Source organism: Rhizobium sp. N621, assembly GCF_001664325.1.
Lineage (GTDB): Bacteria > Pseudomonadota > Alphaproteobacteria > Rhizobiales > Rhizobiaceae > Rhizobium > Rhizobium esperanzae.
Genome location: NZ_CP013495.1, coordinates 2249390 through 2274572, shown reverse-complemented (window position 1 = coordinate 2274572; position 25183 = coordinate 2249390). Strand labels below are relative to the sequence as shown.

20 protein-coding genes and 1 pseudogene are annotated in these 25183 nt (G+C 60.2%); 14 read left to right on the top strand and 7 right to left on the bottom strand.

The window, feature by feature from the left end; all coding sequences use genetic code 11:
• Positions 1 to 17: 17 nt before the first annotated feature.
• Positions 18 to 626, bottom strand: a complete 609-nt coding sequence (locus AMK00_RS11035; RefSeq protein ID WP_064802665.1) for a TerC family protein — start codon at positions 624 to 626, stop codon at positions 18 to 20.
• A gap of 255 nt (positions 627 to 881) precedes the next feature.
• On the opposite strand from AMK00_RS11035, the gene AMK00_RS11030 reads away from it, so the two are divergent.
• The 6 genes from AMK00_RS11030 (at position 882) to AMK00_RS11005 (ending at position 9335) form a co-directional block, all read left to right on the top strand.
• The gene (locus AMK00_RS11030) at positions 882 to 1559 is read left to right on the top strand and encodes a hypothetical protein (RefSeq protein ID WP_064810418.1); all 678 of its coding nucleotides are present in this window, start codon (positions 882 to 884) and stop codon (positions 1557 to 1559) included.
• Positions 1560 to 1617: 58 nt separating this feature from the next.
• Entirely contained in the window at positions 1618 to 1998 is a 381-nt protein-coding gene (locus AMK00_RS11025; protein WP_064810417.1) for a hypothetical protein, read from the top strand.
• 333 nt (positions 1999 to 2331) lie between these two features.
• The gene (locus tag AMK00_RS11020) at positions 2332 to 4485 is read left to right on the top strand and encodes a mechanosensitive ion channel family protein (protein WP_064810416.1); all 2154 of its coding nucleotides are present in this window, start codon (positions 2332 to 2334) and stop codon (positions 4483 to 4485) included.
• 92 nt (positions 4486 to 4577) lie between these two features.
• The gene (locus AMK00_RS11015; protein WP_064810415.1) at positions 4578 to 5087 is read left to right on the top strand and encodes a GNAT family N-acetyltransferase; all 510 of its coding nucleotides are present in this window, start codon (positions 4578 to 4580) and stop codon (positions 5085 to 5087) included.
• 221 nt (positions 5088 to 5308) lie between these two features.
• Positions 5309 to 6682 carry an ISNCY-like element ISRel26 family transposase gene (locus AMK00_RS11010; RefSeq protein WP_064810414.1) on the top strand — a complete coding sequence of 458 codons (1374 nt, stop codon included), beginning with the start codon at positions 5309 to 5311 and terminating at the stop codon, positions 6680 to 6682.
• Positions 6683 to 7073: 391 nt separating this feature from the next.
• A complete protein-coding gene (locus AMK00_RS11005; RefSeq protein ID WP_064810413.1) occupies positions 7074 to 9335 on the top strand; it encodes a bifunctional diguanylate cyclase/phosphodiesterase in 2262 nt (753 codons plus the stop codon).
• A gap of 5 nt (positions 9336 to 9340) precedes the next feature.
• Here the strand turns inward: AMK00_RS11005 and AMK00_RS11000 are convergent, their stop codons facing one another.
• The 5 genes from AMK00_RS11000 to speB all read right to left on the bottom strand — a co-directional run bounded on the left by AMK00_RS11000 (position 9341) and on the right by speB (position 15870).
• Entirely contained in the window at positions 9341 to 10774 is a 1434-nt protein-coding gene (locus tag AMK00_RS11000; RefSeq protein ID WP_064810412.1) for an NAD-dependent succinate-semialdehyde dehydrogenase, read from the bottom strand.
• Between the two features lie 17 nt (positions 10775 to 10791).
• Complete coding sequence (gene ggt, locus AMK00_RS10995) at positions 10792 to 12384, bottom strand: gamma-glutamyltransferase (RefSeq protein WP_064811696.1); 1593 nt, start codon at positions 12382 to 12384, stop codon at positions 10792 to 10794.
• A gap of 17 nt (positions 12385 to 12401) precedes the next feature.
• Positions 12402 to 13784 (bottom strand): aspartate aminotransferase family protein, encoded by a 1383-nt coding sequence (locus tag AMK00_RS10990; protein ID WP_064810411.1) that lies wholly within the window; start codon positions 13782 to 13784, stop codon positions 12402 to 12404.
• A 122-nt stretch (positions 13785 to 13906) separates the two neighbouring features.
• Positions 13907 to 14749: a lysine/arginine/ornithine ABC transporter substrate-binding protein gene (locus AMK00_RS10985; RefSeq protein ID WP_064810410.1), complete on the bottom strand. Its 843-nt coding sequence runs from the start codon at positions 14747 to 14749 to the stop codon at positions 13907 to 13909.
• Between the two features lie 74 nt (positions 14750 to 14823).
• Complete coding sequence (gene speB, locus AMK00_RS10980; protein ID WP_064810409.1) at positions 14824 to 15870, bottom strand: agmatinase; 1047 nt, start codon at positions 15868 to 15870, stop codon at positions 14824 to 14826.
• 150 nt (positions 15871 to 16020) lie between these two features.
• Here speB and AMK00_RS10975 point away from each other — a divergent pair, with 150 nt between their 5' ends.
• From AMK00_RS10975 to AMK00_RS10950, 6 genes are all read left to right on the top strand, one after another.
• Positions 16021 to 16746: a GntR family transcriptional regulator gene (locus AMK00_RS10975; RefSeq protein WP_064810408.1), complete on the top strand. Its 726-nt coding sequence runs from the start codon at positions 16021 to 16023 to the stop codon at positions 16744 to 16746.
• A gap of 34 nt (positions 16747 to 16780) precedes the next feature.
• On the top strand, positions 16781 to 17506 hold the full coding sequence (locus AMK00_RS10970; RefSeq protein ID WP_064810407.1) for an ABC transporter permease: 726 nt from the start codon (positions 16781 to 16783) through the stop codon (positions 17504 to 17506).
• A complete protein-coding gene (locus AMK00_RS10965; protein WP_064810406.1) occupies positions 17506 to 18204 on the top strand; it encodes an ABC transporter permease in 699 nt (232 codons plus the stop codon). The genes AMK00_RS10970 and AMK00_RS10965 overlap by 1 nt, the downstream gene beginning before the upstream one ends.
• Positions 18205 to 18216: 12 nt before the next feature.
• The gene (locus tag AMK00_RS10960) at positions 18217 to 19020 is read left to right on the top strand and encodes an ABC transporter ATP-binding protein (RefSeq protein ID WP_064810405.1); all 804 of its coding nucleotides are present in this window, start codon (positions 18217 to 18219) and stop codon (positions 19018 to 19020) included.
• Between the two features lie 176 nt (positions 19021 to 19196).
• Positions 19197 to 22442 (top strand): adenylate/guanylate cyclase domain-containing protein, encoded by a 3246-nt coding sequence (locus AMK00_RS10955; protein WP_064810404.1) that lies wholly within the window; start codon positions 19197 to 19199, stop codon positions 22440 to 22442.
• Between the two features lie 67 nt (positions 22443 to 22509).
• Positions 22510 to 23190, top strand: coding sequence for a peroxiredoxin-like family protein (locus AMK00_RS10950; protein ID WP_064802623.1), 681 nt, complete (start codon positions 22510 to 22512; stop codon positions 23188 to 23190).
• 35 nt (positions 23191 to 23225) lie between these two features.
• Here the strand turns inward: AMK00_RS10950 and AMK00_RS10945 are convergent.
• Positions 23226 to 23876: pseudogene (locus AMK00_RS10945) on the bottom strand (adenylate cyclase); the annotation flags it as partial.
• A gap of 75 nt (positions 23877 to 23951) precedes the next feature.
• Here AMK00_RS10945 and AMK00_RS10940 point away from each other — a divergent pair.
• Positions 23952 to 24467: a MarR family winged helix-turn-helix transcriptional regulator gene (locus AMK00_RS10940; protein WP_064811695.1), complete on the top strand. Its 516-nt coding sequence runs from the start codon at positions 23952 to 23954 to the stop codon at positions 24465 to 24467.
• Positions 24468 to 24469: 2 nt separating this feature from the next.
• Complete coding sequence (locus AMK00_RS10935) at positions 24470 to 25150, top strand: GNAT family N-acetyltransferase (RefSeq protein WP_064810403.1); 681 nt, start codon at positions 24470 to 24472, stop codon at positions 25148 to 25150.
• Positions 25151 to 25183 lie beyond the last annotated feature (33 nt).

Sequence of the window (25183 nt, the reverse complement as noted above, 5' to 3'; positions counted from 1 at the left end):
CCCGATCCTGGCACAGGTCACTGCATATAGGGAAGAACCTCGACGGCGCCGCGATAGATCATGTCGAGCGAGACGTAGAGGATGATCAGCAGACCGATATAAGCGATCCAGCGATGGCGGCCGAGCAGCCGGGCGATCAGGTTCGCGGCAATACCCATCAGCGCGATTGACAGCGCGAGGCCGATGACCAAGACGCTCGGATGTTCGCGCGCAGCACCGGCAACGGCGAGCACGTTGTCGAGCGACATCGAAACGTCGGCAATGACGATCTGGGTTGCCGCCTGGAAGAAGGTCTTTTTCGGCGCGCCTTCGCCGCTTTCCGCTACGCGATCCTCGTTGTGGCCGTCGCGAAGCTCGCGCCACATCTTCCAGCAGACCCAAAGCAGCAGCAGGCCGCCGGCCAGCAGCAGGCCGACGATCGCCAACAGATAGACGGCGACACTGGCGAACAGAATACGCAGAACCGTTGCGGCAAGAATGCCGACGATGATCGCCTTGCGCCGTTGCGTGGCCTCGAGGCCGGCAGCGGCAAGACCGATAACCACAGCGTTGTCGCCGGCGAGAACAAGGTCGATAGCAATGACCTGCAGCAAAGCCGTCAGACCGGCTGCCGTGAAGATGTCCATATGAAATGTCCCCAATGCGTCGAAAGCCGTGCTAGCGTCTCGATGGTTTGACGTCAACCGCCGAAGGCGGCAACAGACGGTGCGATTCACTGCCTGGTGTATCTGAAAAAGGACAGGCGGCAACGTTATGGAACTGCCACGGAATGCGGCCGATCCGTCCCACTGCCGTGGAACATTCATCTCGGCTGCCGGTTCTTCAAGTCAGAAACCAGCGTCGGGTCGACGGCTGGAAGGAGACATCGAGAGGAGCGTTCCGTGAGCAACATTCACCACGATACCAACCCGGGTTCTTCAGGCCCGGTGGGCGGCGGCAGCCTTACCGCATTCTTCGACAGCCGGTCCGAAGCCGAATCTGCGATCTCCCGTCTCGAGGACGCGGGCGTGCCGGTCGCGAGAATAAGATTGATGCCGGGATATGAGGCGGATGGGAAGAATGCCGGCGTCGTCAGCGACGACCGCAGCGGCTTCTTCGACGCGCTGGCCGACTTCTTCTTCCCGGACGAAGACCGCGCGATGTACGCGGAAGGGCTGCGGCGAGGCGGCTTCCTCGTTCAGGTCAATGATATCGACGACGCGCTCTATGAGACAGTTCACGATATTCTGGACGACGAGGGCAGCATCGACATCGATGAGCGGGCGGATCTCTGGTTATCGGAAAGCGGCCGTCAAGGCGGGTCGAATACCGGTTTTGCCGGCTTGGCGCATGGCGGCAAGGCCGCTGAAGATCTGGCTGTGTCCGAGAGCGCATTCGAAGCGCCGTCTTCCGACGATACGCGACCGGTCGCGATCCGCGATACTACCCACGGAAGCGCCAAGGTGCGCGCCTATACCTTCACCAGCGCTGGCTCGCCATCGGCCGATCCCGATCGGCAAACGCAGACACAGACGCAAGGCGGATCGAGCCAACGTCAGGGATTCCGACGTGATCACTGATGTGTCTGGCTCGAGAGCCGGCCACGTTCGCCCTTGCTGAATAATTGAGGAGACGTCCATGCAATCATCCATTAATCGCGACGGTTTCCTTCCGCCGGATCCCGACGAGCTGGTCGCGGAAGGTGAGCCGCCTTTTGCCGATGCCGCTACCGCGACCGCCCGCGAGAAGGCCGATCACGATCTCGACACCCTACAGCACGAAGTAAGGCTGTTGCGCGCCCGGATCGGCATCCTGCGCGAGGATGCGGAATCGGCCCTGAAAGCTCAGGCAAACTTAATCGACGCAAACGCCCATGTGCAACTCGGCAGCTATCCCTGGGCAAAGCTCGCCTTGGCCACGGGCGCGGCTTTCATCGCCGCCAGAATCATTCGCAGTCTGCCGTTCGGCATCTTGCTGGCGGGAGCTGCGGGGCACCTCTCCGAGACGAGACGGTGGTGAAGTGCTGACCATCTGAGACGCCAGGTCCTCCGGCAACTCGGGGGAGAGCCGGATGTGCGGCCCGCGGTCTGACCGCGGGCCGCACCAGCTGTTGCCCCAAATTCATTTCTGACATTGCCAACCGTCGCCGGCACCGTGCCGTAGAGAGTCTGCAGGCCGGGGAGGGCGCCCCTATGATCTGTCACCGAGACAAAGATCGGCAATGACCGCAGCTGGGGCAACGATCAGCCTGCCTCGGCCAGACAGGTTCGTCGATTGACGTAGATGGCACGACGCTTCACAAAGTGCCAAGCCTCTACAGCAGAAGCGGCACCGTCCGAGGACCACGATCACATGCGCAGCAACGACGACCGCCATCTGTTGCGGAAAATATTCACAATCCTGACGGTCGTGTTTTCGACGCTGCAGCCAATCGGCATCAATCCTGCTTCCTCGGCCGAGTCATCCGGGTCCTCGGCGCCGATCCGGGTCATTATCGAATTGCCGAACGACGATTCCGGTCGCGCTCTGGTCGATCGGATCGTTCCCGGCAATCAGGAGCCCAGGCCGCCAGCCGCCGTCTCACCAGAGCCAGCGTCGCCGTCGATCGCGACCTCACTGCAGGAGTTGCGTCAGCGCTTGCTCTCGCTCGTCAACGCAGTTCCGACCCTTCCGGGGCAGATCCAGGCGGCGATCCGGCTCTTCCAGACAGACAATCGTATCGACCCTGTCGGTCTGATCCTGGCGGTCACACTCTTCATAGCAGGCGGATTTCTCGCGCAGCGCATCGCCTGGTGGTCGGGACGAGGGCTTCTTCATTTTATACTGACCGCACCTGCCGACACGGTCCGGCAGCGGATCAAACTGCACGCCGGGCGGCTGTCGATGGGACTTCTCGCATTGATCGGCTACCTCATCGGAAGCCTCGGCGCCTTCATCCTGTTTCCGTGGCCCGCTGTGTTTCGCGATGTTGCGCTCATTCTGCTGTCAGCTGCGCTCATGGTGCGCCTCGGCGTGCTGGTGGGCCGCATCGTGATCGCGCCGGGCGCCCGCCTGCCGCATATGCGGCTTGTGACCCTTGTCACGTCGCTTGCGTGGTTCTGGTACTATTGGCTCCTTGCAACGGCCGCGCTGTTAGCGGCCGGCTGGGCCACGATCGAAGTGATGCGGACGATAAGAGCTCCGGCCATATTGATCGATCTTTTTACCGCGGCATGGCTCGCGGCCGTCTCGATCGCGCTGATCGCGATGATCTGGCTGCGGCAGTTCCGTTCCGACGGGCCGCCGGTGAACCGGCTGATCAGCGTCGGATTCAGCGCAGGCATCATTCTCTCGTGGCTGTTATGGGTGTCGGGAATGCGGGCTGCATTCTGGACGGTGATCGTCATTGCGCTTCTGCCGCTGACGGTATCGGTAGCGCGCGATATCACTCGGCGCATCATCATAAATTCGCAGGATCAGCGTGCTGTGGAGGATCCGGCCATCTTGGGATGGTCGGTCGTTATCATGCAGACATTGCGCAACGGCCTTATCGTGGTTGCCGCGCTGCTCATCGCCCGCTCGTGGGATGTCAATCTCGGCGATCTTGCCGCAGCCGAAACGGTGACCACACGTCTGATCCGGGCGGGAATCCGGATCGTGATCGTATTGCTGGTGACCGACGTCATCTGGAAGCTCGTCAGCACTCTGATCGACACGCAGATGGAAGTGGCGTCGCGAAGCGTGAATGCAGGCCATCAGGAGGGGCCAGAGGCGCGCCGCCGTCAGCGGTTGAATACGCTTCTTCCCATTCTTCGCAACGTGCTGTTCCTCGCGATCGGCGCCGTCGGCTTCCTCATGATCCTGGATGCCGTCGGCATTCAGATCGGACCGCTGCTTGCGGGCGCCGGTGTCGTCGGCATAGCTGTCGGATTCGGTGCGCAAACGCTCGTCAAGGACATTATCTCCGGGGTCTTTTATCTGTTCGACGATGCCTTCCGCATTGGAGAATATATCCAGGCGGCAAAATACAAAGGTACTGTCGAAGGATTTTCGCTGCGATCGATCCGCTTGCGACACCACCGCGGTCCTGTCACCATCGTTCCATTCGGCGAACTCGGCGCGGTGCAAAATCTGAGCCGCGACTGGGTCATCGACATCATCACGCTTACGCTGAACTATGACAGCGACCTCGAGGAGGTCCGCAAGACCATCAAGCGCATTGGCGTCGAGCTTCTGGACGATGCCGAGCTGGGGTCCAATATTATCGAGCCCTTGAAAATGCAGGGCATTGAGCAGATGGCGGATTATGGCGTGCAGATCAGGCTGAAATTCATGGCCAAACCGGGCGAACAGTTTGGCGTCCGCCGAAAGGCGCTTGCCATGCTGAAGAAGACCTTCGCCGAAAAGGGCATTCAGTTTGCAACACCGACGGTGCATGTCTCCGGCGGAACGGCCGATGCAGCGTCATCAGCCGCCGCGTCGAAACTCCAGAGACCAACAAAACCCATCTTGCCGATTGAGGAGTGACAAACCGCAAGGCTTCCATGCCCCTTGTTTGAATGCCCGCGGGCGATGTGCGAGTAGAACTTGTCGAGCAATCAACCTAAAGATTCAGCCAGATGATTGATTTCAGGTCACTCACCGAAGCAGATTTTCCGATGTTATGTGAGTGGCTAAATAGCCCTCATATGCGTGCTCACTACCAGAAGACGCCGATAACGATCGAGGAAGTTCAGAGGAAGTATTCTGAGCGCCTGAGCCCAAGCCATCCTACCCATTGCCATATAGCTTGTTATAATGGTGAGCCTTTCGGAAAATTGCAGTGCTATTTGCTTCGCGACTATCCCGAATTCGCGTCTGAGATAGGCGAGCATGACGGCGTAGCGGTCGACTTATTTATCGGAGATGTGCAGTTCATAGGGAGAGGCTTGGGGAAAGCTATGCTTCGCTCATATGTGCTGAACGTGGTTCCTTCGCTTTTTCCCCAAGACTGCAAATGTTTCATTTGTCACGCTAAAGAGAACAAAATAGCTAATCGGGGTTCGCTGTCCGCAGGGTTTCTGCCGTATCGAGACGTCATCGAGGGCGGAGTGGAAAGTCTGCTACTTTCATTCGACCGACCGAACTAGGCATGTCGGCCTTTTATCCGATAATCTCGTTCAGCGATAAATCCTGCTGACCATTGCGGAGAGACGGTTTGTGGTCAAAAGCAAAGCGTCGGAAATCCGCTCTCGTGTTCCATAATCTACCTTATGCGATTTTTTGCTGTAGCCGCAAAGTTAAAGTGTCCTGTTTCTGCAAAGTTAGAATGTCACTCTCTTCCCGTTTTTGATGACGGTGGAGATTGCGGATGGGATTGATAGCGATGAGCGAGCGCGATCTGCAGCGGATCGAGATTTTGTCGAAGGTGGTCGACGGCCGCATGACGTTGGTGTCGGCGGCACATGTGCTTGATCTGAGCGAGCGCCAGGTGCGTCGGCTGCTGGATCGGATCCGCACTGACGGCGCGGCATCGATAAGGCACAAGGCGATCGGTCGGCCATCGAACAACCGGATCAGCGACGGCGTTCGCGATTATGCGATGACGTTGGTTGGCGAACGCTATGCGGATTTCGGTCCGACGCTGGCGGCCGAGAAGCTGGCCGAACGCGATGGATTGCGTGTGTCGCGCGAGACGTTGCGCAGCTGGATGGTGGAGGCTGGCCTGTGGCTATCTGCCAAGCAGCGGCGGACGTTTCATCAGCCGCGGCTGCGGCGCGAGGCCTATGGCGAGCTGGTGCAGATCGACGGGTCGGAACACCGCTGGTTCGAGGATCGCGGGCCGCCGTGCTCGCTGCTGGTGTTTGTCGACGATGCGACTGGCAGATTGATGCAGTTGCGGTTTGTGCGCTCGGAAAGCGCCTTCAGCTATTTCGAGGCACTGGCGCTATACCTCAGGCGTCACGGCGCGCCTGTGGCCTTCTACTCCGACAAGCATTCGGTATTCCGGGTGGCGAAGAAGGACGCCAAGGGTGGCCAGGGGATGACCCAGTTCGGGCGGGCGCTTTGCGAGCTAAACATCGAGATTCTTTGCGCAAATTCGAGCCAGGCCAAAGGTCGCGTCGAGCGCATGAACCGGACGCTGCAGGATCGGCTGGTCAAGGAATTACGGCTGGCGGGGATCTGCGACATGGAGACTGGCAATGCGTTTTTGCCTGGCTTCATGGAGCACTACAATGCGCGGTTTGCGATCATCCCTGCCCGGTCCGAGGATTTGCACCGGCCGCTGAATCTGGCCCCGGGTCGGTTAACTGAGATCCTTTGCAAGCGCGAGCAGCGTTACGTCGGGGCGCAGTTGACGTTTTCGTTTGAACGCAAGCGGATCATGCTGGAGGAGACCGAGGTGACGCGCGGTCTGGTGGGCCGCTATGTCGAGACCTATGCCTATGCTGACGGCCGCCTGGATGTGCGCTGGAAGGGACATTCCCTGCCCTACACGGTGTTCGACAAGGACCAGCGGGTGACGCATGCGGCAATTACCGAGAACAAGCGGCTCGGTGATGTTCTGGCCTATATCAAGGAGCGTCAGGACCAGCAGGAAAAGCCGGTCGTGAAGAGCAACAGCGACAAAAATGGCTATAAGCCGAGAGGTCGCAAGCCCGGAAGGCGCACGGACTACATGAATGATCCGGCGGTGATTGCGCGGCGAGAGAAAGCGCTGTTGAGGCAGCAGGCTGCCGAGTGAACCGTCGATCGGATAGTCTCAAAGCTAAAGCCGAAGGGGTGTCTCACCCGCCCCGATCTGCTCTTGCAACCGGTATCAGCCGCTCAGATCGGGGCTGATCGGTGTGCCGCGTAGCAACCTCGCGGACATTTCTACTTTGCACAACGGCGGACATTCCAACTTCCCCGCCACATTGTAGGAGCTATTTAGTAGCGACAGTTGGGCCAGTCAGAGATGCGACAATCTCGCCTCCTCGCTTACCCGCCCGGCTCTACAAAGATGGACGCACCTGTGCGTGCCGACTGACGATATTCCCCACTGGATTGTCTTTCCTGCAACCAGATCGACGGTTTAGCGTTGCCTTAAAGAAACTGTGCAAGGATGCAAGCCTGTCATTCACACTGGCGACCTGATGAAGTTTCGAAGACATACAAAGGCAATTCGCAGCCTCGCGGGCTCCCTGATGAGCCATGCGAGCGCCTTCGCTCCGGCACTATTTGCGGCCATTATCGCAGCCATCGTCGTCTGGGTGGCAACGAACTGGCGGCTTGAGCGGTCGTTGGCCGACGAACGCTCGGTTGTTGCCGGCGAGCTTGCGACGATATCATCTCGACTTCAGACAAACCTCAACAGCAATGTGAAGCTGTTGCAAGGTTTGGCGGCGGGTATCGCGGTCGATCCGGCGATGGGCCAGAACAAATTTTCCAAACTTGCCGCGCAGATTCTGCAGCCTGATTCGCAATTGCGAAGCTTCGCTGCAGCGCCCGACATGGTGGTCCAGTGGGTTTATCCGGAAACAGGAAACGAAAAAGCCATCGGACTCGACTACCGAAAAAATGAGAAGCAACGGGCCGCTGCGATGCTGGCGCGCAACACCCACAATATCGTCCTCACGGGCCCGGTGGAACTTGTCCAAGGCGGAACGGCTTTCGTTGTCAGGTGTCCGGTTTACGTCGACGACGGAAACAGCCAGATCTTTTGGGGTCTGCTTTCTGGAATCGTCGATATTCCGAGGCTATACCGGGATAGCGGCCTTAGTTCGACCGACCTTGAGATCGCCATCAGCACGACGCCGGAGCCGAATTCGCCCAAACAGGTCTTTCTCGGCAGCCTGGAAACTTTTGGGAAGAAGCCGGTCGTCGCCTCCGTCGATATGACTTACGGCCGATGGTCCCTCGCCGCACTTCCGAGGAATGGCTGGGGCCAGAATAACGGCATCGGCACTTTTGAGCTCTATGCCAGTCTGTTGGCCTTGTGCGTCGTCGCACCGATCGTCTGGGTGGGCTTTCTGACCAAATCCCGCCAGAAGACCATCGAAAAGCTTCGCCTTCACAAGAGCAAGCTCGTCCGGGCCCGGCAGAGGCTGGAGCACCTGTCGCTGCATGATGCCCTCACCGGGCTACCCAATCGGCGGTTTGTCGACCAGATGATCTCGCAGCCGCCGAGGCCCGATCCGCAGGACCGTCTGATCCTCATCCATATCGACCTTGACCGGTTTAAAGAGATCAACGACACGAAGGGGCACGCCGGCGGTGACATGGTCCTGCAGACAACCGCTTCGCGGCTTGCCGATTTGACCGGACCGAACGATGTTGCAGCACGCATCGGCGGAGACGAGTTCGTTGTCGCCAGCTGGAGCACCGATCCCGAGCCTAAAGCAGCCGAATTGGCCAGACAGATTGTCGACGCGCTGCAGCAGACCATTTTTATCGATGGAGCTGGTTATGTAGTCGGCGCCAGCGTCGGTGTCGCCTGGGAGACTGAAAGCGCCCGCGACCGCGACCTCGGCCAGCTGCTTCTGAATGCCGATCTGGCGCTGTACGAGGCGAAGAAAGCCGGCCGCGGCCGCGCAGCCGTTTTTACCGAGGAGCTTCGCAGCGCGGCAATCCATGCAAAAGAACTGGCGGATGAATTCAACCAAGCGCTCGAACGCGATGAACTCGTTGCATTCTTCCAGCCGCAGTTCAATGCAAACACGCTTGATATCGCAGGTGTCGAAGCGCTTGCCCGCTGGGATCATCCGCGAAAAGGTCTGCTCGGCCCGAACGCATTTCTGGATGCTGCGGAAAAACTGGGGCGCAGCGGCGATATGGACAAGCTGATCCTGCAAAAGGCGCTGTTCGAGCTGACGCGCTGGGACGGCTTGGGAATGTATATTCCACGGGTCTCCGTCAATATTTCAGCGCGCCGGCTGGCGCAGGCAAATCTGCTCGCCGAGCTGTCCGCGCTTCCCGCAGCGAAGGGTCGCCTATGTTTCGAGCTGCTCGAGACAATCTCCTTCGACGAGCTTCAGCCTGCTCTCAACGAGGTCATTCCGGCAATCAAAGCGCTGGGCATAGAAATCGAGATCGACGATTTCGGCACGGAACATGCCAGTATCGTCAGCCTGCTTCGATTTGAACCGCGACGGCTCAAGATCGACCGAGAGATCATCAAGCCGATCATCGCCTCCCCCTCGCAACGCCGTCTGGTCTCCTCCATCATCGAAATCGGCCGGTCGCAGAACATCGACATCGTTGCCGAGGGCGTGGAGACAATGGAGCACGCGAAGATCCTGAAAGATCTCGGTTGCCATTTGCTCCAGGGTTACGCCCTGGCCCGACCCATGACCTCGGATCAGTTGATCGAATTTTGCCGGATGAAGGGCAAGGGAACAGCAAGGGCAGGCCGATAGCCTGCTCAAGCCGCCTCGGTGACGAGCTTCGTATTGAGGTAACTCTCCATTGCTTCAGAACCGCCTTCCGAACCGTAGCCGGAGTCTTTTATGCCTCCGAAAGGCAATTCCGGCAGCGCCAGCCCATGATGATTGATCGATAGCATGCCGCTCTCGATATCGCGGGCAAGGGCTGCGCTGGTCTTTGCCGAAGTTGTATAGGCATAGGCCGCCAGGCCGTACGGCAGGCGGTTGGCTTCCGCGATGGCAGAATTGTAGTCCGAAAATGCACTCACTATCGCCAAGGGGCCGAATGGTTCTTCGCTGAGCACGCGGGCATGTTGTGGAACGTCGGTGAGAACCGTCGGCTGGAAGAAGTTGCCGAGATTGCCGATCCGTTTGCCGCCGGTCGCAATCTTCGCACCGTGCATCACCGCGTCGGCTGTCAGCGCCTCCATGGCCCCTACCCGCCTCGCGTTGGCAAGCGGTCCCATGGTTACGCCGTCGCTTAATCCATCGCCGACCTTAATCGCCTCGGCCGCCTTTACCAGGCCATCGAGGAATTTATCGAAGACGGGTTCCTGGATGAGAAACCGGGTCGGCGCCACGCAGACTTGCCCGGCATTTCGAAACTTCGCAGCGGCTAACAGTCTGACCGCAAGATCGATATCGGCGTCATCGAAGACGATCGCCGGCGCATGGCCTCCGAGTTCCATGGTCACCCGCTTCATGTGGGCACCGGCCAGGGAGGCAAGCTGCTTGCCGACGACGGTCGATCCGGTGAAGGAAATTTTCCGGATAACGGGGTGCGGGATCAGGTGATTGGAAATATCGGCCGGCATCCCGAAAACGAGATTGAGGACGCCTGCCGGCAGGCCCGCCTCGGCAAAGGCGCGAACCAGTTCAGCACAGCTTGCCGGCGTTTCCTCCGGCCCCTTCAGTATGATCGAGCAGCCGGCCGCAAGCGCGGCCGAAACTTTGCGGACGGCCTGGTTCAGCGGAAAGTTCCAGGGACTGAAGGCGGCCACCGGGCCGACAGGCTCCTTGACCACCATCTGTCTGACATTGGCCGCTCGTGGCGGGATGAGCCGGCCGTAGGCACGGCGGGCTTCCTCGGCAAACCAGTCTATGATATCGGCAGCCGCGGCTGCCTCTGCCTTGGACTCGGCGAGCGGTTTGCCTTGTTCCAATGTCATTATTCGAGAGATCGCCGCAGAGCGCTGCCGCAGGATCTCCGCCGCCGCATGCATCAGCTTTGCCCGCTCGAACGCACTTATGCGCCGCCACTGCTCAAACCCGGCGGCGGCGGCCGAAAGCGCTTCGTCGAGATCACCAGCGCCGGCATTGGAAACACGGCCGATGACGTCGCCCGAAGCCGGATTGACGACGGTCAGATCGTCGTTTGAACCCCGCCTCCAGCGGCCATTGATATAAAGTTGAGTATTCGGATATGCCGACATTCAGCTCTCCACCGCCTCTAGTAACCGAGCGCGCAACCATCTTTTCGATGATCGGAGGCGCCCAGCAGCGTGTTGTTTTGATCGTCTATCCAGATCGCCTGGGCGCCGCCGATCGCCCACTTCGGTGCGACGACCTTGAAGCCGCGAGCTTCAAGATCACGCCCGATCGAGGTTCGAAGAAGCGCTTCGGTTTCGATTGATGTGGTGCCGGGCAGCGGAAAGAGCCGAGGCAGATCAATCGCACTTTGTATGTCCAGATTGAAATCGAACAGCTTGGAGAGGAAGTGGGCATGGCCCATCGCCTGATAGTGCCCACCCATCACGCCGAAGGACAAAACGCTTTTACCATTGCGGGTGACCAGACCCGGGATAATCGTGTGCATGGGCCTCTTGCGCGGCCCCATCGCGTTCGGATGCCCCTGCTTCATACTGAAGCTCTGGCCGCGATTGTGGAACAAGACGCCGGAATTCGGTGCCATCACTCCGCTTCCGTAGGAATGGAAGATCGAGTTGATGAAGCTGGCGACATTTCGATCCTTGTCGACAACGGAAATGTAGACGGTGTCGGCATGCTCGACGCCTTCGATAACGGCCCAGGCATCGGCGATGGTGCTCAGGTCGATCCTGGCGGCAAGGCTGTCGGCGAGTTCATCGGACAACAGGAAGTCGACCGGAACGTTTGAGGCGGCCATGTCGGCGACCCATCGATCACGAGCCGCATAAGCCAGCCGCGTGGCCTCGACTTCGATGTGCAGATTGTCCACACCAAGCGGGTCGCCTTTGCGTTCGAACCGCTCCAGGATCTTCAGGATCATCAGAGCGACAATGCCCTGCCCGTTCGGCGGACATTCATGCACCGTCCATCCGCGGTATCTCGCGCTGACCGGCTTCACATATTCGCCGGCAGCTGAGGCAAAATCCTCAACTGTATGGAGGCCGCCAAGGGAATTCAGCCGGGTCACCATGTCGGCTGCCACCGGACCGCGATAGAAGCCGTCACGGCCCGACGTTGCGATCGTTTCCAGCGTCTGCGCCAGTTCCGGCTGATATTGAACCGATCCGACCGGCGGAGCCTGATCATCGATCAGGAAAAGGCGACGGGTCGATGGATCGCGCAGCAGCAAGTCACGTTGATTCGAAATGTCGGCGGCAACCCGTGGCGTGATCGCATAGCCGTCGCGAGCCAGTGCAATTGCCGGCGCAAGAATTTCCGACAGCGGCATCCTGCCGTGATCGGCAACGAGGCGGGTCCAGGCGTCCACCGCCCCAGGAACGGTCACCGCATGCGGCGATGACCGCTCGATCGAAGAGATGCCGTTTTCTCGAAACCAGGCAAAATGTGCCGCCGCCGGCGTGCGTCCCGAGCCGTTATAGGCAACGACATCATCATTTCCATTCGACGCCAGCAGCGCAAAGCAATCGCCGCCTATGCCGGTGGATCCAGCCTCCACGACACATTGGACGGCGCAGGCGCCGACGGCGGCGTCGATGGCCTTGCCGCCGGCTTTCAGGATCTCGATCGCGGTCAAAGTCGCCATCGGGTGTGATGTCGCCGCCATGCCATTGCGGCCGACGGCCATCGATCGTCCCGGCAATTCGAAATTTCGCATATCGTCGCTTCCTTCGCTCAATAGAGGCCGGTTGTCCTCGCCCATGTATAGGTATCATCCAATGCGCGCGTGGAGCGATCGAACAATTCGTGGATCTCCGCCTCGGTGATGATAAGCGGCGGGCATAGCGAGTAGTTGTCGCCAAGGGCGCGCGTGATGACGCCATGGACCTGGGCCTGCTTGCCTGCGTGAATGGCAATGCCGTCCGTCGGCTTGAACGGCTCTTTCGTTTCCTTGTTGCGAACCAGTTCAAGGGTGCCGATGAGCCCACGACCGCGGGCGTTGCCGACGAGCGGATGGTCGCCAAGTTCGTTCAACCGCCGCTGGAACACTGGGGCGATGGTGCGGACGTGGCCAACGATGTCACGTTCCTCGTAGATTTTCAGGGTTTCCAGGGCGACGGCCGTCGCGACCGGATGGCCGCTATAGGTGAATCCATGACCGAATGTTCCGATTTTCTCGCTCTCGGCAACGACCGCGGAATGGATCTTTTCGTTGATCATCAGGGCGGAGATCGGCTGGTAGGCTGCCGAAAGCTGCTTTGCCATGACGATCATATCCGGCTGGAGCCCGAAGCTTTCGGAACCGAACATCGTGCCGAGCCTGCCAAAGCCGCAGATGACTTCGTCGGCGATCAGCAGCACGTCGTATTTCTTGAGGATCGCCTGGATCTTCTCGTAATAGGTCGGCGGCGGAACGATGCAGCCGCCGGATGCCATCAAGGGCTCGGCGAAGAATGCGCCGATGGTTTCCGGTCCCTCGGCGAGGATCATCTGCTCAAGCGAGTTGGCACAGCGCGTCGCGAATTCTTCCTCCGTTTCGCCCGGGCGGCCATAGCGATAAAACTCCGGGCAATCGGTATGCAGCACCCGATCAATCGGCAGATCGAAATCGCGGTGATTGTTCGGCAACCCGGTGAGGCTGGCCGAAGCAATGGTCACGCCGTGATAAGCCCGCATGCGCGAGATGATCTTCTTCTTTTCCGGCATGCCGATGGCATTGTGATAGTACCAGACAAGCTTCATGGCCGTGTCGTTGGCCTCGGAACCCGAATTGGCGAAGAACACTTTCGACATGGGAACCGGTGAAAGCTGAATGAGCCGTTCGGCAAGCTCGACCGCCGTCTCATGCGTTTTGCCGCCGAAGCTGTGATAGAACGGCAATTCCTTCATCTGGCGAGTCGCGGCGTCTACCAGACGTTGTTCGCTGAAGCCCAGCGACGCGCAGAACAACCCGCCAAGACCTTCGATATATTTGTTGCCTTCGCTGTCGACGATATGAATCCCCTCGCCCCTGGTGATCACCAGCGGGCCGTCCTTCAGATGCTGCGAAGCGTTGGTATAGGGATGAAGAACAAACGCAGCGTCGCGGGATTCGACGGAGTTGAGAAGGATGGTCACAGAGGTTCTCCAAATGTGGGTCTATTTCATTGGCGACGCGCGGTACAGCTGCGCTGGTCAGCCGGCGCGACCTACTCGGTGCGCCGGCTGCCAATTGCTGCCGTGGGAGCTTTGCCGCTTAATCAATCAAGGGATGTCTTGATCCATTTCTGAGCAAGTTTGTTGATCGTGCCGTCGGCTTCCGCCGCTTCGATGGCCGCGTCGAACATCGACTTCAACATCGTATCGTCCTTGCGAAGACCTGCCGCGATCCCCTGTCCAAAGACCCCGCCTTTGAAGGTCGGGCCGGCGATCTTGTAGTCCTTGAAGTCGTCCTTGCCGAGCGTTGCAGTCAACGACGTTTTTTGGGCAACGACGGCGTCGATGCGACCGGCCTGGAGGTCCAGATCATGCTGCTCGACGGTCTTGTATTCTCTTGGATCGACAACGCCCTTGAAATAGGTGTCGAGAAAGACTGCGTTCGCCGTCGACACCTGGGCGCCCACGGCCTTGCCTTTGAGGGCGTCCCGGAGCGGCTGCAATTCCTGCTCAACCTTCGCCTTGTCCGCAGCGAGGTCGACCGTCATCCCGGTCCCCGGCAGATCTGCAAGAGGACCGGTTTTCTCGACCATGAAAGCGGCCGCGGTCGGAGCATAGGGCTTGCTGAAGGAGATGACGGCAAGGCGCTTTTCGGTCACGATCATCGAGGCCATGATGGCGTCGAATTTCTTGGCCGTGAGCGATGGAATGAGCCCATCCCAGTCCTGCGCCACGATGGTGCATTTCACCTTCATGCGTGCGCAAAGGTCATTGGCGAGATCAATCTCGAACCCTGCCAGCTTGCCGTCAGGACCGGTAAAGTTCCAGGGCTCATAGGCGCCCTCGGTCGCGATGGTGATTTCGGTTGGTTTCGTCTGCGCAGCGGCAGCGCCGGCCGAGATGACGCCGAGCAAAGCGGACGTCAGCAAAAGTTTTGATACTCGCATGTTTTATTCCCCTTTTTGGTGCGCCCTGCCCTTTTCCCAAGCGAGGCGGTTGCAGACTCCGCGACGTCCGTTTGCTAGGACGCGCGAACCTTGATTGCCTCGGCCGCAAGGCAGAGGAGCTCGAACAATACCTGAGCGGCAATTTGCGCCGTATTCGACGTCGGGTCGTATTGCGGAGCGATCTCGACAACGTCGCCGCCGACTATGTTCAAGCCGATAAGACCGCGCAGAATGCCGAGGGCCTGGGCCGAGGTCAGGCCGCCGACTTCGGGGGTTCCCGTGCCTGGCGCAAATGCCGGATCGAGAGAATCGACGTCGAAGCTGACATAGGTCGGCCCCGCCCCGACGATCTCTCTCGCCTTGGCGATGACGGCGCTGATGCCGAGATCACCGACGTCTTCCGCATGAATGACGGTCATGCCTGATGCATAGGAGAATTCCCATAGATATTCGGAATTGCCGCGAATTCCGATCTGGATCGTCCGCCTGGGATCAAGCACACCGTCCAGAACCGCCTGGCGAAAGGGTCCGCCGTGGTGGAATTTGCATCCTTCGAACGAACCGCCCGTGTCGCAATGGGCGTCGATATGGATCATCCCCACAGGGCGATCCCTGCCGACGGCCCTGAGGATGGGAAGGCCGACCGAGTGGTCGCCGCCGACGGCCAGGGGCACGACTCCCGCCCCTATCAAGCCGCCGACAAATTCCTCGATATCGTCATGGGATGCCGCAAGATCGAAGCGGCTTTTGAACAGGACATCGCCGACATCGGCAACACGGGCATGGGCAGTCGGGACGGTCCGCAGGACATGATCGTAGGGGCCAACGCGGTCGACGTTGCGTACGGCTCTTGGCCCGAACCGCGCGCCCGACCGGTTCGTCACCCCGAGATCCATCGGAATGCCGAAAAGCGCGATATCTATATCGGCAAAACTGGGCGCGGCGTCCGGACGATACGGGGCTTTCAGCAATGTCGGGACGCCGCAGTAAGGCGCCTGGCGACGATCGCCCTCGCCGAAGACCAGGTCGGCCACCTTGCGAAACTCCGGATCGAACATCTCACCGCCTGAAGCGTTCGAAAAGCGCTCCCGCAGTTCGTCCAGACTGAGAATCTCCGGCATCGGACCTCCAGATGTTGCGACCAGATCGCGGGCGACTTTTGAACGCCGGCGAAAAGACGATTGCTTGTTGTAGCCAACATTGTATACATAATCGTATTCCGCTTGATCGAGCAAGAGGGAAAAAGTTATGGTGTCATCACCGAGGGGCGAATGGACCAGAGACGGAAGGGGAATCGATTGGCATCGACCAAGACAGAACAGCGAGGATCGTTGCGTGAGAGCACCTATCTGCAATTGAAGGATCTGATCCTCACCGGCCAGCTTCGCCCCTCCGAGCGCCTGTCGGAAGTGACGCTCGCCAAGCGCTTCGGCGTCAGCCGAACACCGCTGCGCGAAGCGCTGATGAAGCTGGAAGAAGAAGGGCTTATCGTCGGTCAGCGGAATTTCGGCTACACGGTGACCGACCTCGACGTCACCAAATTCTGCAATCTGCTGGTCGTTCGCGAAGCGCTCGATGTTTGCGCCGCGCAACTCGCCTGCGAGGTAGCGAGCGAGGAAGACTTCGATCGGCTCCGTGACGTCATTGCCCAGATGGTTGAACTGAAGGATACGACGAACAAGACGCCCTCTGACGCGGCCCGCAACCTCGACCTTGGACTATACATCCATCGCGTCATCGTGGAATCAACCCGAAACGAGGCCCTCGTCAGGGTGACGGATCAAGTTTATCAGCAGCTTCGCCTCGCCCTTTGGCTCGAAGTTCTCTGGGTGGATCTGGAGCACACCGATCTCGACGAACACCGGGCGATCGCAGACGCCATCTGCGCACGCGACCGGGAGGCGGCGGCCGCAGCAGCAAGAGCGCATGTGCAAAGCTCGCTCAAAAACATGTCGAAGCTCCAGCGCATCTGGGCGCATCGGCGCGCAGCCGACTGACGCGCAACCCGATCTTTTACCAAGGGGTCCCCGCATGGCACCTATCGACAGTTACCTGGCTCTCGTCGGCTTCGAGCAGACGGGTTGGGGTTGGCTACTACTGACTGCGGCCGCGATGACCATCGGTGTGTCCGTCTGCGGCTTCCTGACCGGAACGTTGATCGGGACGGTCATTACCTTCATGCAGCTGTCCCGCCACCTGACCATCCGGTGGCTTGCGGATTGCTACACGACCGTTCTGCGCGGCGTGCCCGACCTTCTGGTCATCTATCTTTTCTATTTCGGCGGCAGCGCATTCCTTGGATCCTTGGGCGGCCTGTTCGGCTATCAAGGCTTCATTGGAATGCCGGCATTTTTGACCGGAACCCTGGCGCTTGGCGTGGTTTCGGCGGCCTATCAGGCTGAGGTATTTCGCGGCGCCTACAGGTCGGTTGCACGCGGCGAAATCGAAGCCGCCAGCGCCGTCGGCATGCGGCCATGGCCCAAATTCAGGCGTATCGTTGCCCCCCTCGTCCTGCGCTACGCTATTCCAGGCCTCGGAAACACCTGGCAGCTCGTCCTGAAGGAATCGGCATTGATCTCCGTCACGGGTCTCGTCGAACTGCTGCGCCAATCGCAGATCGCAGCCGGATCGACGCGCCGGCCGTTCGAGTTCTACCTGACGGCGGTCGTTCTTTATCTCGTCATCACCTGGCTTTCATCAATCCTGTTCAGACGCATGGAAGCGCGAACGATCCAGGGCACAAGGAGAGCGTTGTGATGGATCTGGACTTTATGTGGGATACGTTTCTCACGCTTCTGACCGGTTTGCCGCTGACGCTTGAGCTTGCCGTCACGTCCGTCGTGGCAGGCAGCGCGCTGGCGCTGGCGATCTCGCTCCTGGCCGTGACCGGCGGTGAAATAGGCCGAACCATAACCCGTGCCTATGTCTTCGTCTTCAGAGGGTCGCCGCTTCTCGTCCAAATGTTCCTGATCTATTATGGCCTCGGCCAATTCAGACACGGCCTGCAGGACCTCGGCGTCTGGGGGTTCTTTCGCGAACCCTACTGGTGTGCGGTGCTCGCCCTCACTCTGAATACTGCCGCCTACTGCAGCGAAATTTTCCGGGGAGGACTGCTGGCCGTGTCCGCTCAGGAGATCGAGGCGGCTCGCGCTTGCGGCATGTCGGGCATTCTCTTGTTCAGACGGATCATCCTGCCGATCGCCATCAGGCATGCGCTGCCCGCTTACGGCAATGAGATCATCCTGATGATCAAAGCAACAGCGCTCGCGTCTGTCATCACGATCATGGAAGTCACCGGTCTGGCTGGAAAACTGATCGCCGACAGCTTCCGCGCTTTCGAGATCTTCATCGTCGCCGGCGCGATCTACCTCGCGATCATTTTCATCGTCACACGGATGCTCATGGCGGTGGATTTCTGGCTTTCGCCTCATATGCGTATGCGGCTGCAATCTTAAACGGGAGTGTGCATGTCTGACAGGGGAACAGTTTTGGTCGGCGACAACAAGAACAAAAGCGCTGCCGTTTCGGTCAAGGATCTCCGCAAATGTTTCGGCCCGCTGGAAGTGCTGAAGGGAATTTCGCTTGAAGCGCATGAGGGGGACGTGATTTCCATCCTCGGCTCATCCGGCTCCGGCAAATCGACGATGCTGAGATGCCTCAATATGCTCGAAATCCCCGACAGCGGGGAAATTCGCATCGGCGGCGAGATGTACGCTCTGAAGAAATCGGGGCACAGAACGGTGCCGGCTGACCGCAGGCAAGTCGATCGGATGCGCGAACACATCGGCATGGTGTTTCAGAATTTCAATCTTTGGTCGCACATGACCATTCTTGAAAATGTGATCGAAGCACCGGTGCACGTGCAGAAGCGCAACCGCGCGGAATGTATCGCGGAGGCCGAAGCTCTGCTCGAACGGGTCGGCATCGCCGAAAAACGAAATTTCTATCCCGCGCATTTGTCTGGCGGGCAGCAGCAACGGGCTGCGATTGCCCGCGCTCTCGCGCAGCGGCCGAGAGTCATGCTGTTTGACGAACCGACCTCGGCGCTGGATCCCGAACTCGTCGGCGAAGTGCTGAAAGTGATGCGCTCGCTCGCTGAGGAAGGTCGAACCATGCTTGTTGTCACCCATGAAATGGCCTTCGCGCGAGACGTGTCGAGCAAAGTGGTTTTTCTTCACCGGGGCGTCGTCGAAGAGACAGGGGAGCCCACCGAGCTTTTCACCCATCCGAAATCTGAACGGTTCCGCCAGTTTCTGGCAGGGACGAGGTGATGTCGTTTGACCTCCGACGCGGATCTAAGAAAGTCAGGCGTTCAACGGCGATCGTTGTTCTGCCACCTGTTTGACGCTTGCGGGCACGGGGCAACAGGTTCATGCTGCTCTTCTGTTGAGGCCCGTTGGTTGCGGCTGATATAGCCGTCGGATGCCGGGTTCGTGAGATGCCAGCGATGGACTGCGCCGGCTGCGGTTTCGATATTCAGAGCGGTTTTGCTTTCTGTCCGCGATGCGGCGCAAGGCAGCCTCTCTCTTGCGCCGCCTGCGGTTATGCGTGCCAGCCCGATTTTGCCTTCTGCCCCAAATGCGGCGCATCGATTTCAGGCAAAGCCTCGCCTGCGCCGAAGCCGATTATTGAGGTGGTGCCGACGAAATCCGACAGCGATGCCGACCGACGGCCGGTGACGGTGCTCTTTGCCGATCTCTGCGGTTTCACGTCGCTGAGCGAGCAGATCGACCCTGAAGTCATGCGGGCGCTGCAGAACGAATTGTTCGAAGAGATGACCCGGGCGGTGGAAGCCTATGGCGGCTTCGTCGACAAATTTGTCGGCGATGCGCTTCTGGCACTGTTCGGTGCGCCTGCCGCCCATGAGGACGATCCGGTGCGGGCGCTTGGCGCCGCACTTGATATGATCGACCGCGCCGCTACAGTCGGCAAACGCTGGCAATCGCGCGCCGGCGTGCCGCTGCGTCTGCATATAGGCATCAACAGCGGCCCTGTCGTCACCGGCGGTTTCGGCGCCGCCGGTGCGAAATCCTATTCCGTAACCGGCGACACGGTGAACACCGCGCAACGGCTGCAATCCATGGCTGGCGAAAACGATATTCTCGTCGGTCCGCTGACCTATCGCCTCACCCGCCACGCCTTTGCCTTCGACAGCCTCGGCGCGCAGGCATTGCGCGGCAAGAGTGGAAACGTGCTCGTGCATCGGCTGAGCGGGCTGCTGGAAGCGCCGCATACGGCACGCGGGCTCGAAAGTTTCGGCCTTCAGGCGCCAATGGTCGGACGGGACGCGGAATTGTCGCGCCTGCTGACCTGCCTCGATCTTGCCTGTGGCGGGGCCGCGCAGCTCGTCCGCCTGATCGGCGAAGCAGGCATCGGCAAATCGCGCCTGGCCAGCGAATTCGTCGGCGTCGCCGCCGATGCGGACCGTTTCCCCGGCCTTGCCATCCGCAAAGCCAGCTGCTCTCCCCTCGGCGAACAATCCTACGGCACGCTCGCCGCGGTCGTGCGGAGCGCTTACGGAATCGGCGAGCGCGACGATCCCGACAAGACACGGCAACTGCTGACAACAGGGTTCCGTGCCCTCGATCTCAGGCCTGATGACATCGAGGCGCTTTTGCCGCTCTTTCTGCATGTTCTCGGCCTCGGCGATCCTGATGGCGCGCTCCGGCACATCGAGCCGGAACAATTGCGGCGGCAGATCTTCTATGCGGTCCGCACCGTTTTCGAGCGCCGGCTGGCGCAAGGCCCTCTCCTTCTTGTCATCGAGGATCTCCACTGGGCGGATGCCGCCTCGCTGGAGGTGCTGCGCTTCATGATGGACCGACTGGAGCGCAGCCGGCTGATGCTGCTTGCGATCTATCGGCCGACGTCGCAGACGGACCCGCTGGACTCCAATCGCGTCAGCGTCACCGTCCAGCGTCTCGGTCCCCTCCTCGCTGCCGATGGGCAGAAGCTGCTTGCCGCCTTTTTTGGCGAGGGTCACGGCAAGTTGCCGGCGCCGATGCGCAAGCGCATCCTCGATCGCGCCGGCGGCAATCCGCTGTTCATCGAAGAAATCCTGCGCGGGCTGATCGACATGGGTACGCTGCACAATGACGGCCAGCGCTGGCATGTCGCGGCCGAAGACACGGATGTCGATATACCCGTCAATCTACAGGCCCTGTTGCTTGCCCGTGTCGACCGGCTGCCGCAGGAGATCAGGCGTCTGGCGCAGGAGGCGGCGGTCGTCGGCCCTAAGTTCGATACCGCCCTGCTCCGCACCGTCGCGACCGACCCGGCCGGCATCGATGCGGCGCTGGATTATCTCTGCGATGCCAATATCATCGAGGAATTGCGCGGGCCGGACGCCGAGATAGCGCCAGGCTACCGCTTCAGCCAGACGCTGATGCACGATGTCATCTACCACAATCTGCTGCTGCAACGGCGCATGGAGCTTCACCGACGGATCGGCAGGGCGCTGGAACGTCAATATGGCGTGGCGCCCGATCGGGCGGAGCATCTGGCGCAGCTCGGCCATCATTTCAGCCTGACCACCGAAAAGGCTAAGGGCGCCAGCTATCTTATGGCGGCGGGCGATATGGCGCGCAAGATTTACGCCAATGACGATGCCATGCGTCTCTACCGTCAGGCTCTTGCCGCCTTTGCCGACGAGCCGGAGGCGACGCCGGAGCAATCGGCACTGTTGGAGCGCCTTGGCGATCTCTGCGGTCCTGCCGGCCGGCGCGAGGCCGCCCTGAACCATTATCAGCGAGCACTTGCGAACCATCGCGCGAAAGATGATCGGATCGCCGTGGCGAGGATCTTGCGCAAGATCAGCCGCCTGCATCTCGATGCGGGGCGCCGCGATCAGGCGGAGGCCCATTGCGCCGAAGCCGAAGCGATGATCGCGCCGATCGATGCGCCGGTCGAACATGCCCATCTCCTGCAGGAACGCGGCCACCTCGCCTTCCGCACCGGCGACCAGGCTGCTGCTGCCGAATGGGCGACACAGGCGCTGCAATGCCTGCAAACGCTGCCGATCGATGGAACGACGGAGGCTGGACGGGAGGCAGCGCGGGCGATGGCAGAGGCACTGAACACCAAGGGTGCAGCGCTCGCGCGGCTCGGACGCCGCCGTGATGCCGTGCAGGAAGTGGAGCGCAGCCTTTCGGTCGCCGAAAAGGCCGATCTGCAAAGCGCCGCCTGCCGCGCCTATTCCAACCTCGGCGTTCTCTACACGATCGTCGATCCGGCCAACGCCATCAGGATCTGCCGGCGCGGGTTGGAGGTCGCCACCCGTATCGGCGATCTCGGCTTCCAGGCGCGTCTTCTCGCCAATCTCGCGGTCTCCTGCTGCACCTTCACCGATCGCTGCGGAGCCGAAGGCGTCCCGGCGGCGGAAAAGGCGGTGGAAATCGACCGGGCGCTCGATCAGCGCGACCATCTCTCCGTACCGCTGATCGTGCTCGGGCAGATACATCAATGTCATGGGCAGCCGAAGCTAGCTCGTAAGTATTACGAGGAAGCCCTTGAGGTTGCGAAGGAAATTGACGAGCCGCAACTGCTCTTTCCGTGTTATGATGGTTTGGCGACACTGAGCCTTGAACACGACGACATGGATGAAGCGGAACGGTATTTTGCGCTGGCGCAGGATGTGTGCATCCGCCACAAGCTCGACCCCGGCACATTCGTCGTCTTGCCGTTTCTCGACTGAAGGCTTCGTATCTCGCTCTGCATCAATTAGACCAAACGATTCAAAAACATAAAGGGAGGAACTAACAATGCAGGAGAACCACGCCGATAAACCATTACAGCCTGGGGATCGCGCGCCCAACGTCGTGCTGGATGCGATCACCCGCCATGGCAAGATCGCCATCGATGATTTTCGCGGCCAGAAGCCGGTGCTCGTCGGCTTGTTTCGCGGCCTGCACTGCCCCTTCTGCCGCCGGCAGATCGCCGCCATGGCCGAGCTCACCGATGCGTTGCAGGAGAAAGGCATCGACAGCCTGACGGTCGTCAATACGCCGATCGAGCGAGCGCGCCTCTATTTCCGCTACCACCCGCTTCCCAATTTGCTGGCGGCCTCCGACCCCGAACGGGTATCGCACAGAGCCTTCGGCCTGCCGAATATCGAGTTCACCGAATCCGAGAATGAATGGCCGCACAAGGTCAGCATGAGCACGATGTCCTCAATGCGGATCGACATGCCGGGCGAGCTGCCGGAGCCTATGGATGTGATGGCGGCGACCGAATATCTCGACAAGGCCGACGGTTACGAATTCACGGAGGATGACACGCGGATGATCGCCACCGGCCATGGCCAGCTTGTCGGCGAATTCCTGCTCGACCGCGATGGCGTCGTGCGCTGGTGTTTCACGGAAGTCGAGGAAGGTGGTCGCAACTTGTTCGGTGGTCCAGCGCCTCGGGATGTGATGTCTGCAGCGGCGAACATGGCTGTTTGACGCGACTTCCCTGGCCCTTGGGCGGGCCGGCCGCTTCAAGCCGGTAGGCCGGCCTTGCGGTAGCCGTCCACGAAATGGTCAAGCGTCCGAGCGTCGCGAAACGGTTCGGTCACAGCCCAGTGGCGGGTGGAAAAGCCGGGGTTGGCGACAAGGAAGAGCTCGGTTTCCGCCCGCGCCTCGTCGAGCCGTCCAAGCTGAGCCAGGCTTGCCGCCAGGAAACGACGGGAGCTCGTGCGATAGGTTTCGTCGCGACGCAGCGTCTCGACAGCGGCCTCATATTGTCCGGCTGCATATTGCGCCTGGCCGAGCGCCAGATAATACCAGCTTGCCGGAAAGGGATTCAGCCGGAACGCCTTGCGAGCATGTTCGAGGCCCTCGTCAATCCGCCCGGCCAGGACCGTGATGTGGGATAATGCGGCAAAGGTGTCGGCCTCGTTCGGGTCGAGTTCGATTGCCTTGGCGAATTGCGCATCCGCCTCGGCGAAATCGCGTGCATAGGCAAGCAGATAGGCCAGAACCCAACGGCAGCCGGCATCGTTGGGATCGATCACAACAGCCTTGCGCGCCAACTGCAAAGCAACGTCGCGGTTCGATTCCGTCGGCCCGCCGCTATGGACCCATCCCATCCAGTGGTTCATGGCAAGCCAGCGATAGGCCTCGGCATAGTGGGGGTCGAGGGTGACTGCTCCCCTATCCCTGGACTCGCCTATTGGCCAAATACATAACAGCTTATATAATTCTGGACCAGATGAGAGGGTGGCATGGTCGAGGATGTGGTCCGAACACTGGGTTTTCTGTGCCTGGGCAGCCGGCTGCGACGCATCGGGGAAAGATTGCAGGCAGATACGCAGCAGGTCATCGACGAGGCCGGAGTGGGCATTCAGGCCGGCCAATATCCGTTCCTGGCGGCAATCGACCGGGCCGGACCGCTGACGGTCGGCGAGCTTTCGCAGGCGGTAGGTATCAGCCAGCCCGGCGTGACGCGGACCATAGGCCAGCTTCTCGAATTGGGCTTCGTCAATATGCAGCCGGCGACGGACGATCAGCGACGCAAGATGGTTTCGCTGAGCGACGAGGGCCGGAAACTCGTCGACCATTCGAAGACGACGATCTGGCCGCGCGTGGCGGCTGCCGTTGCGGATCTCTGCGGCGACCTCGATGGACCGATCCTCGAGCAACTTGCGGCGATCGAGGATGGGCTTGCGGCGGCGCCGCTCATACGCCGCGGCGCAAATAGGACGTCGCGCCTACCCTCAGACGCCAATGAGGAGGAATGACAATGAACCATGTGCTCGACCGGCCGATCTGGAGCGCTCTGCAGACTGCGCATGCCGATTTCGCCGAAGGCGGACAGCACGCACGGCGATATCCGCCGTCCATCGTCCCTTTCGCGGCCTCCGCCGACGATACGCCGGAAAGCCTCGGGGCCCTGGAAAAACTGCCATCAGGCGAGGAAAGGATGTTTCTGGTCGAGGCCGGACCGATCGCCATTCCCCCAAGTCTTGTTGTGTTAATGGAGGCACCGGTCACCCAGATGGTGGCCGAGCGGCCTCACGAGAAAATTTCGGATGCCCGCATCCAGCCGCTGACAGAGGCTGACGCCGCCGATATGCTCGAATTGGCGACCTTGACCAAACCGGGTCCATTCACGTTGCGTGCGCAGAGCCTTGGCCGCTTTTGGGGGATCAGGCAAGAAAGTCGTCTCGTGGCGATGGCCGGTCAGCGCATGCGGCAGATCGGCTTTATCGAGCTCAGCGGGCTTTGCACCCATCCCGACTTCCAGGGGCGCGGCCTCGGCAGCCTGCTCTTCCGCTTCGTGGCCGGCGAAATAGCGTCCGGCGGCGACACCGCCTATCTGCATGCCTATGCGGGCAACACATCGGCCATTTCTCTCTATGTGGCCCACGGCTTCGTCGTTCGGTCGGAGATGAACATGTGCGTAGTCAAGCGTCCCACTTGAAAGGGTCAATTGAAAGAGCGTTTCCTACGGCTC

Coding starts and splice junctions, on each gene's coding strand:
- AMK00_RS11035 (WP_064802665.1), bottom strand. CDS start 626: ATGGACATCTTCACGGCAGCCGGTCTGACGGCTTTGCTGCAGGTCATT.
- AMK00_RS11025 (WP_064810417.1), top strand. CDS start 1,618: ATGCAATCATCCATTAATCGCGACGGTTTCCTTCCGCCGGATCCCGAC.
- AMK00_RS11020 (WP_064810416.1), top strand. CDS start 2,332: ATGCGCAGCAACGACGACCGCCATCTGTTGCGGAAAATATTCACAATC.
- AMK00_RS11015 (WP_064810415.1), top strand. CDS start 4,578: ATGATTGATTTCAGGTCACTCACCGAAGCAGATTTTCCGATGTTATGT.
- AMK00_RS11010 (WP_064810414.1), top strand. CDS start 5,309: ATGGGATTGATAGCGATGAGCGAGCGCGATCTGCAGCGGATCGAGATT.
- AMK00_RS11005 (WP_064810413.1), top strand. CDS start 7,074: ATGAAGTTTCGAAGACATACAAAGGCAATTCGCAGCCTCGCGGGCTCC.
- AMK00_RS11000 (WP_064810412.1), bottom strand. CDS start 10,774: ATGTCGGCATATCCGAATACTCAACTTTATATCAATGGCCGCTGGAGG.
- ggt (WP_064811696.1), bottom strand. CDS start 12,384: ATGCGAAATTTCGAATTGCCGGGACGATCGATGGCCGTCGGCCGCAAT.
- AMK00_RS10985 (WP_064810410.1), bottom strand. CDS start 14,749: ATGCGAGTATCAAAACTTTTGCTGACGTCCGCTTTGCTCGGCGTCATC.
- speB (WP_064810409.1), bottom strand. CDS start 15,870: ATGCCGGAGATTCTCAGTCTGGACGAACTGCGGGAGCGCTTTTCGAAC.
- AMK00_RS10975 (WP_064810408.1), top strand. CDS start 16,021: ATGGACCAGAGACGGAAGGGGAATCGATTGGCATCGACCAAGACAGAA.
- AMK00_RS10970 (WP_064810407.1), top strand. CDS start 16,781: ATGGCACCTATCGACAGTTACCTGGCTCTCGTCGGCTTCGAGCAGACG.
- AMK00_RS10965 (WP_064810406.1), top strand. CDS start 17,506: ATGGATCTGGACTTTATGTGGGATACGTTTCTCACGCTTCTGACCGGT.
- AMK00_RS10960 (WP_064810405.1), top strand. CDS start 18,217: ATGTCTGACAGGGGAACAGTTTTGGTCGGCGACAACAAGAACAAAAGC.
- AMK00_RS10955 (WP_064810404.1), top strand. CDS start 19,197: ATGGACTGCGCCGGCTGCGGTTTCGATATTCAGAGCGGTTTTGCTTTC.
- AMK00_RS10950 (WP_064802623.1), top strand. CDS start 22,510: ATGCAGGAGAACCACGCCGATAAACCATTACAGCCTGGGGATCGCGCG.
- AMK00_RS10940 (WP_064811695.1), top strand. CDS start 23,952: ATGGTCGAGGATGTGGTCCGAACACTGGGTTTTCTGTGCCTGGGCAGC.
- AMK00_RS10935 (WP_064810403.1), top strand. CDS start 24,470: ATGAACCATGTGCTCGACCGGCCGATCTGGAGCGCTCTGCAGACTGCG.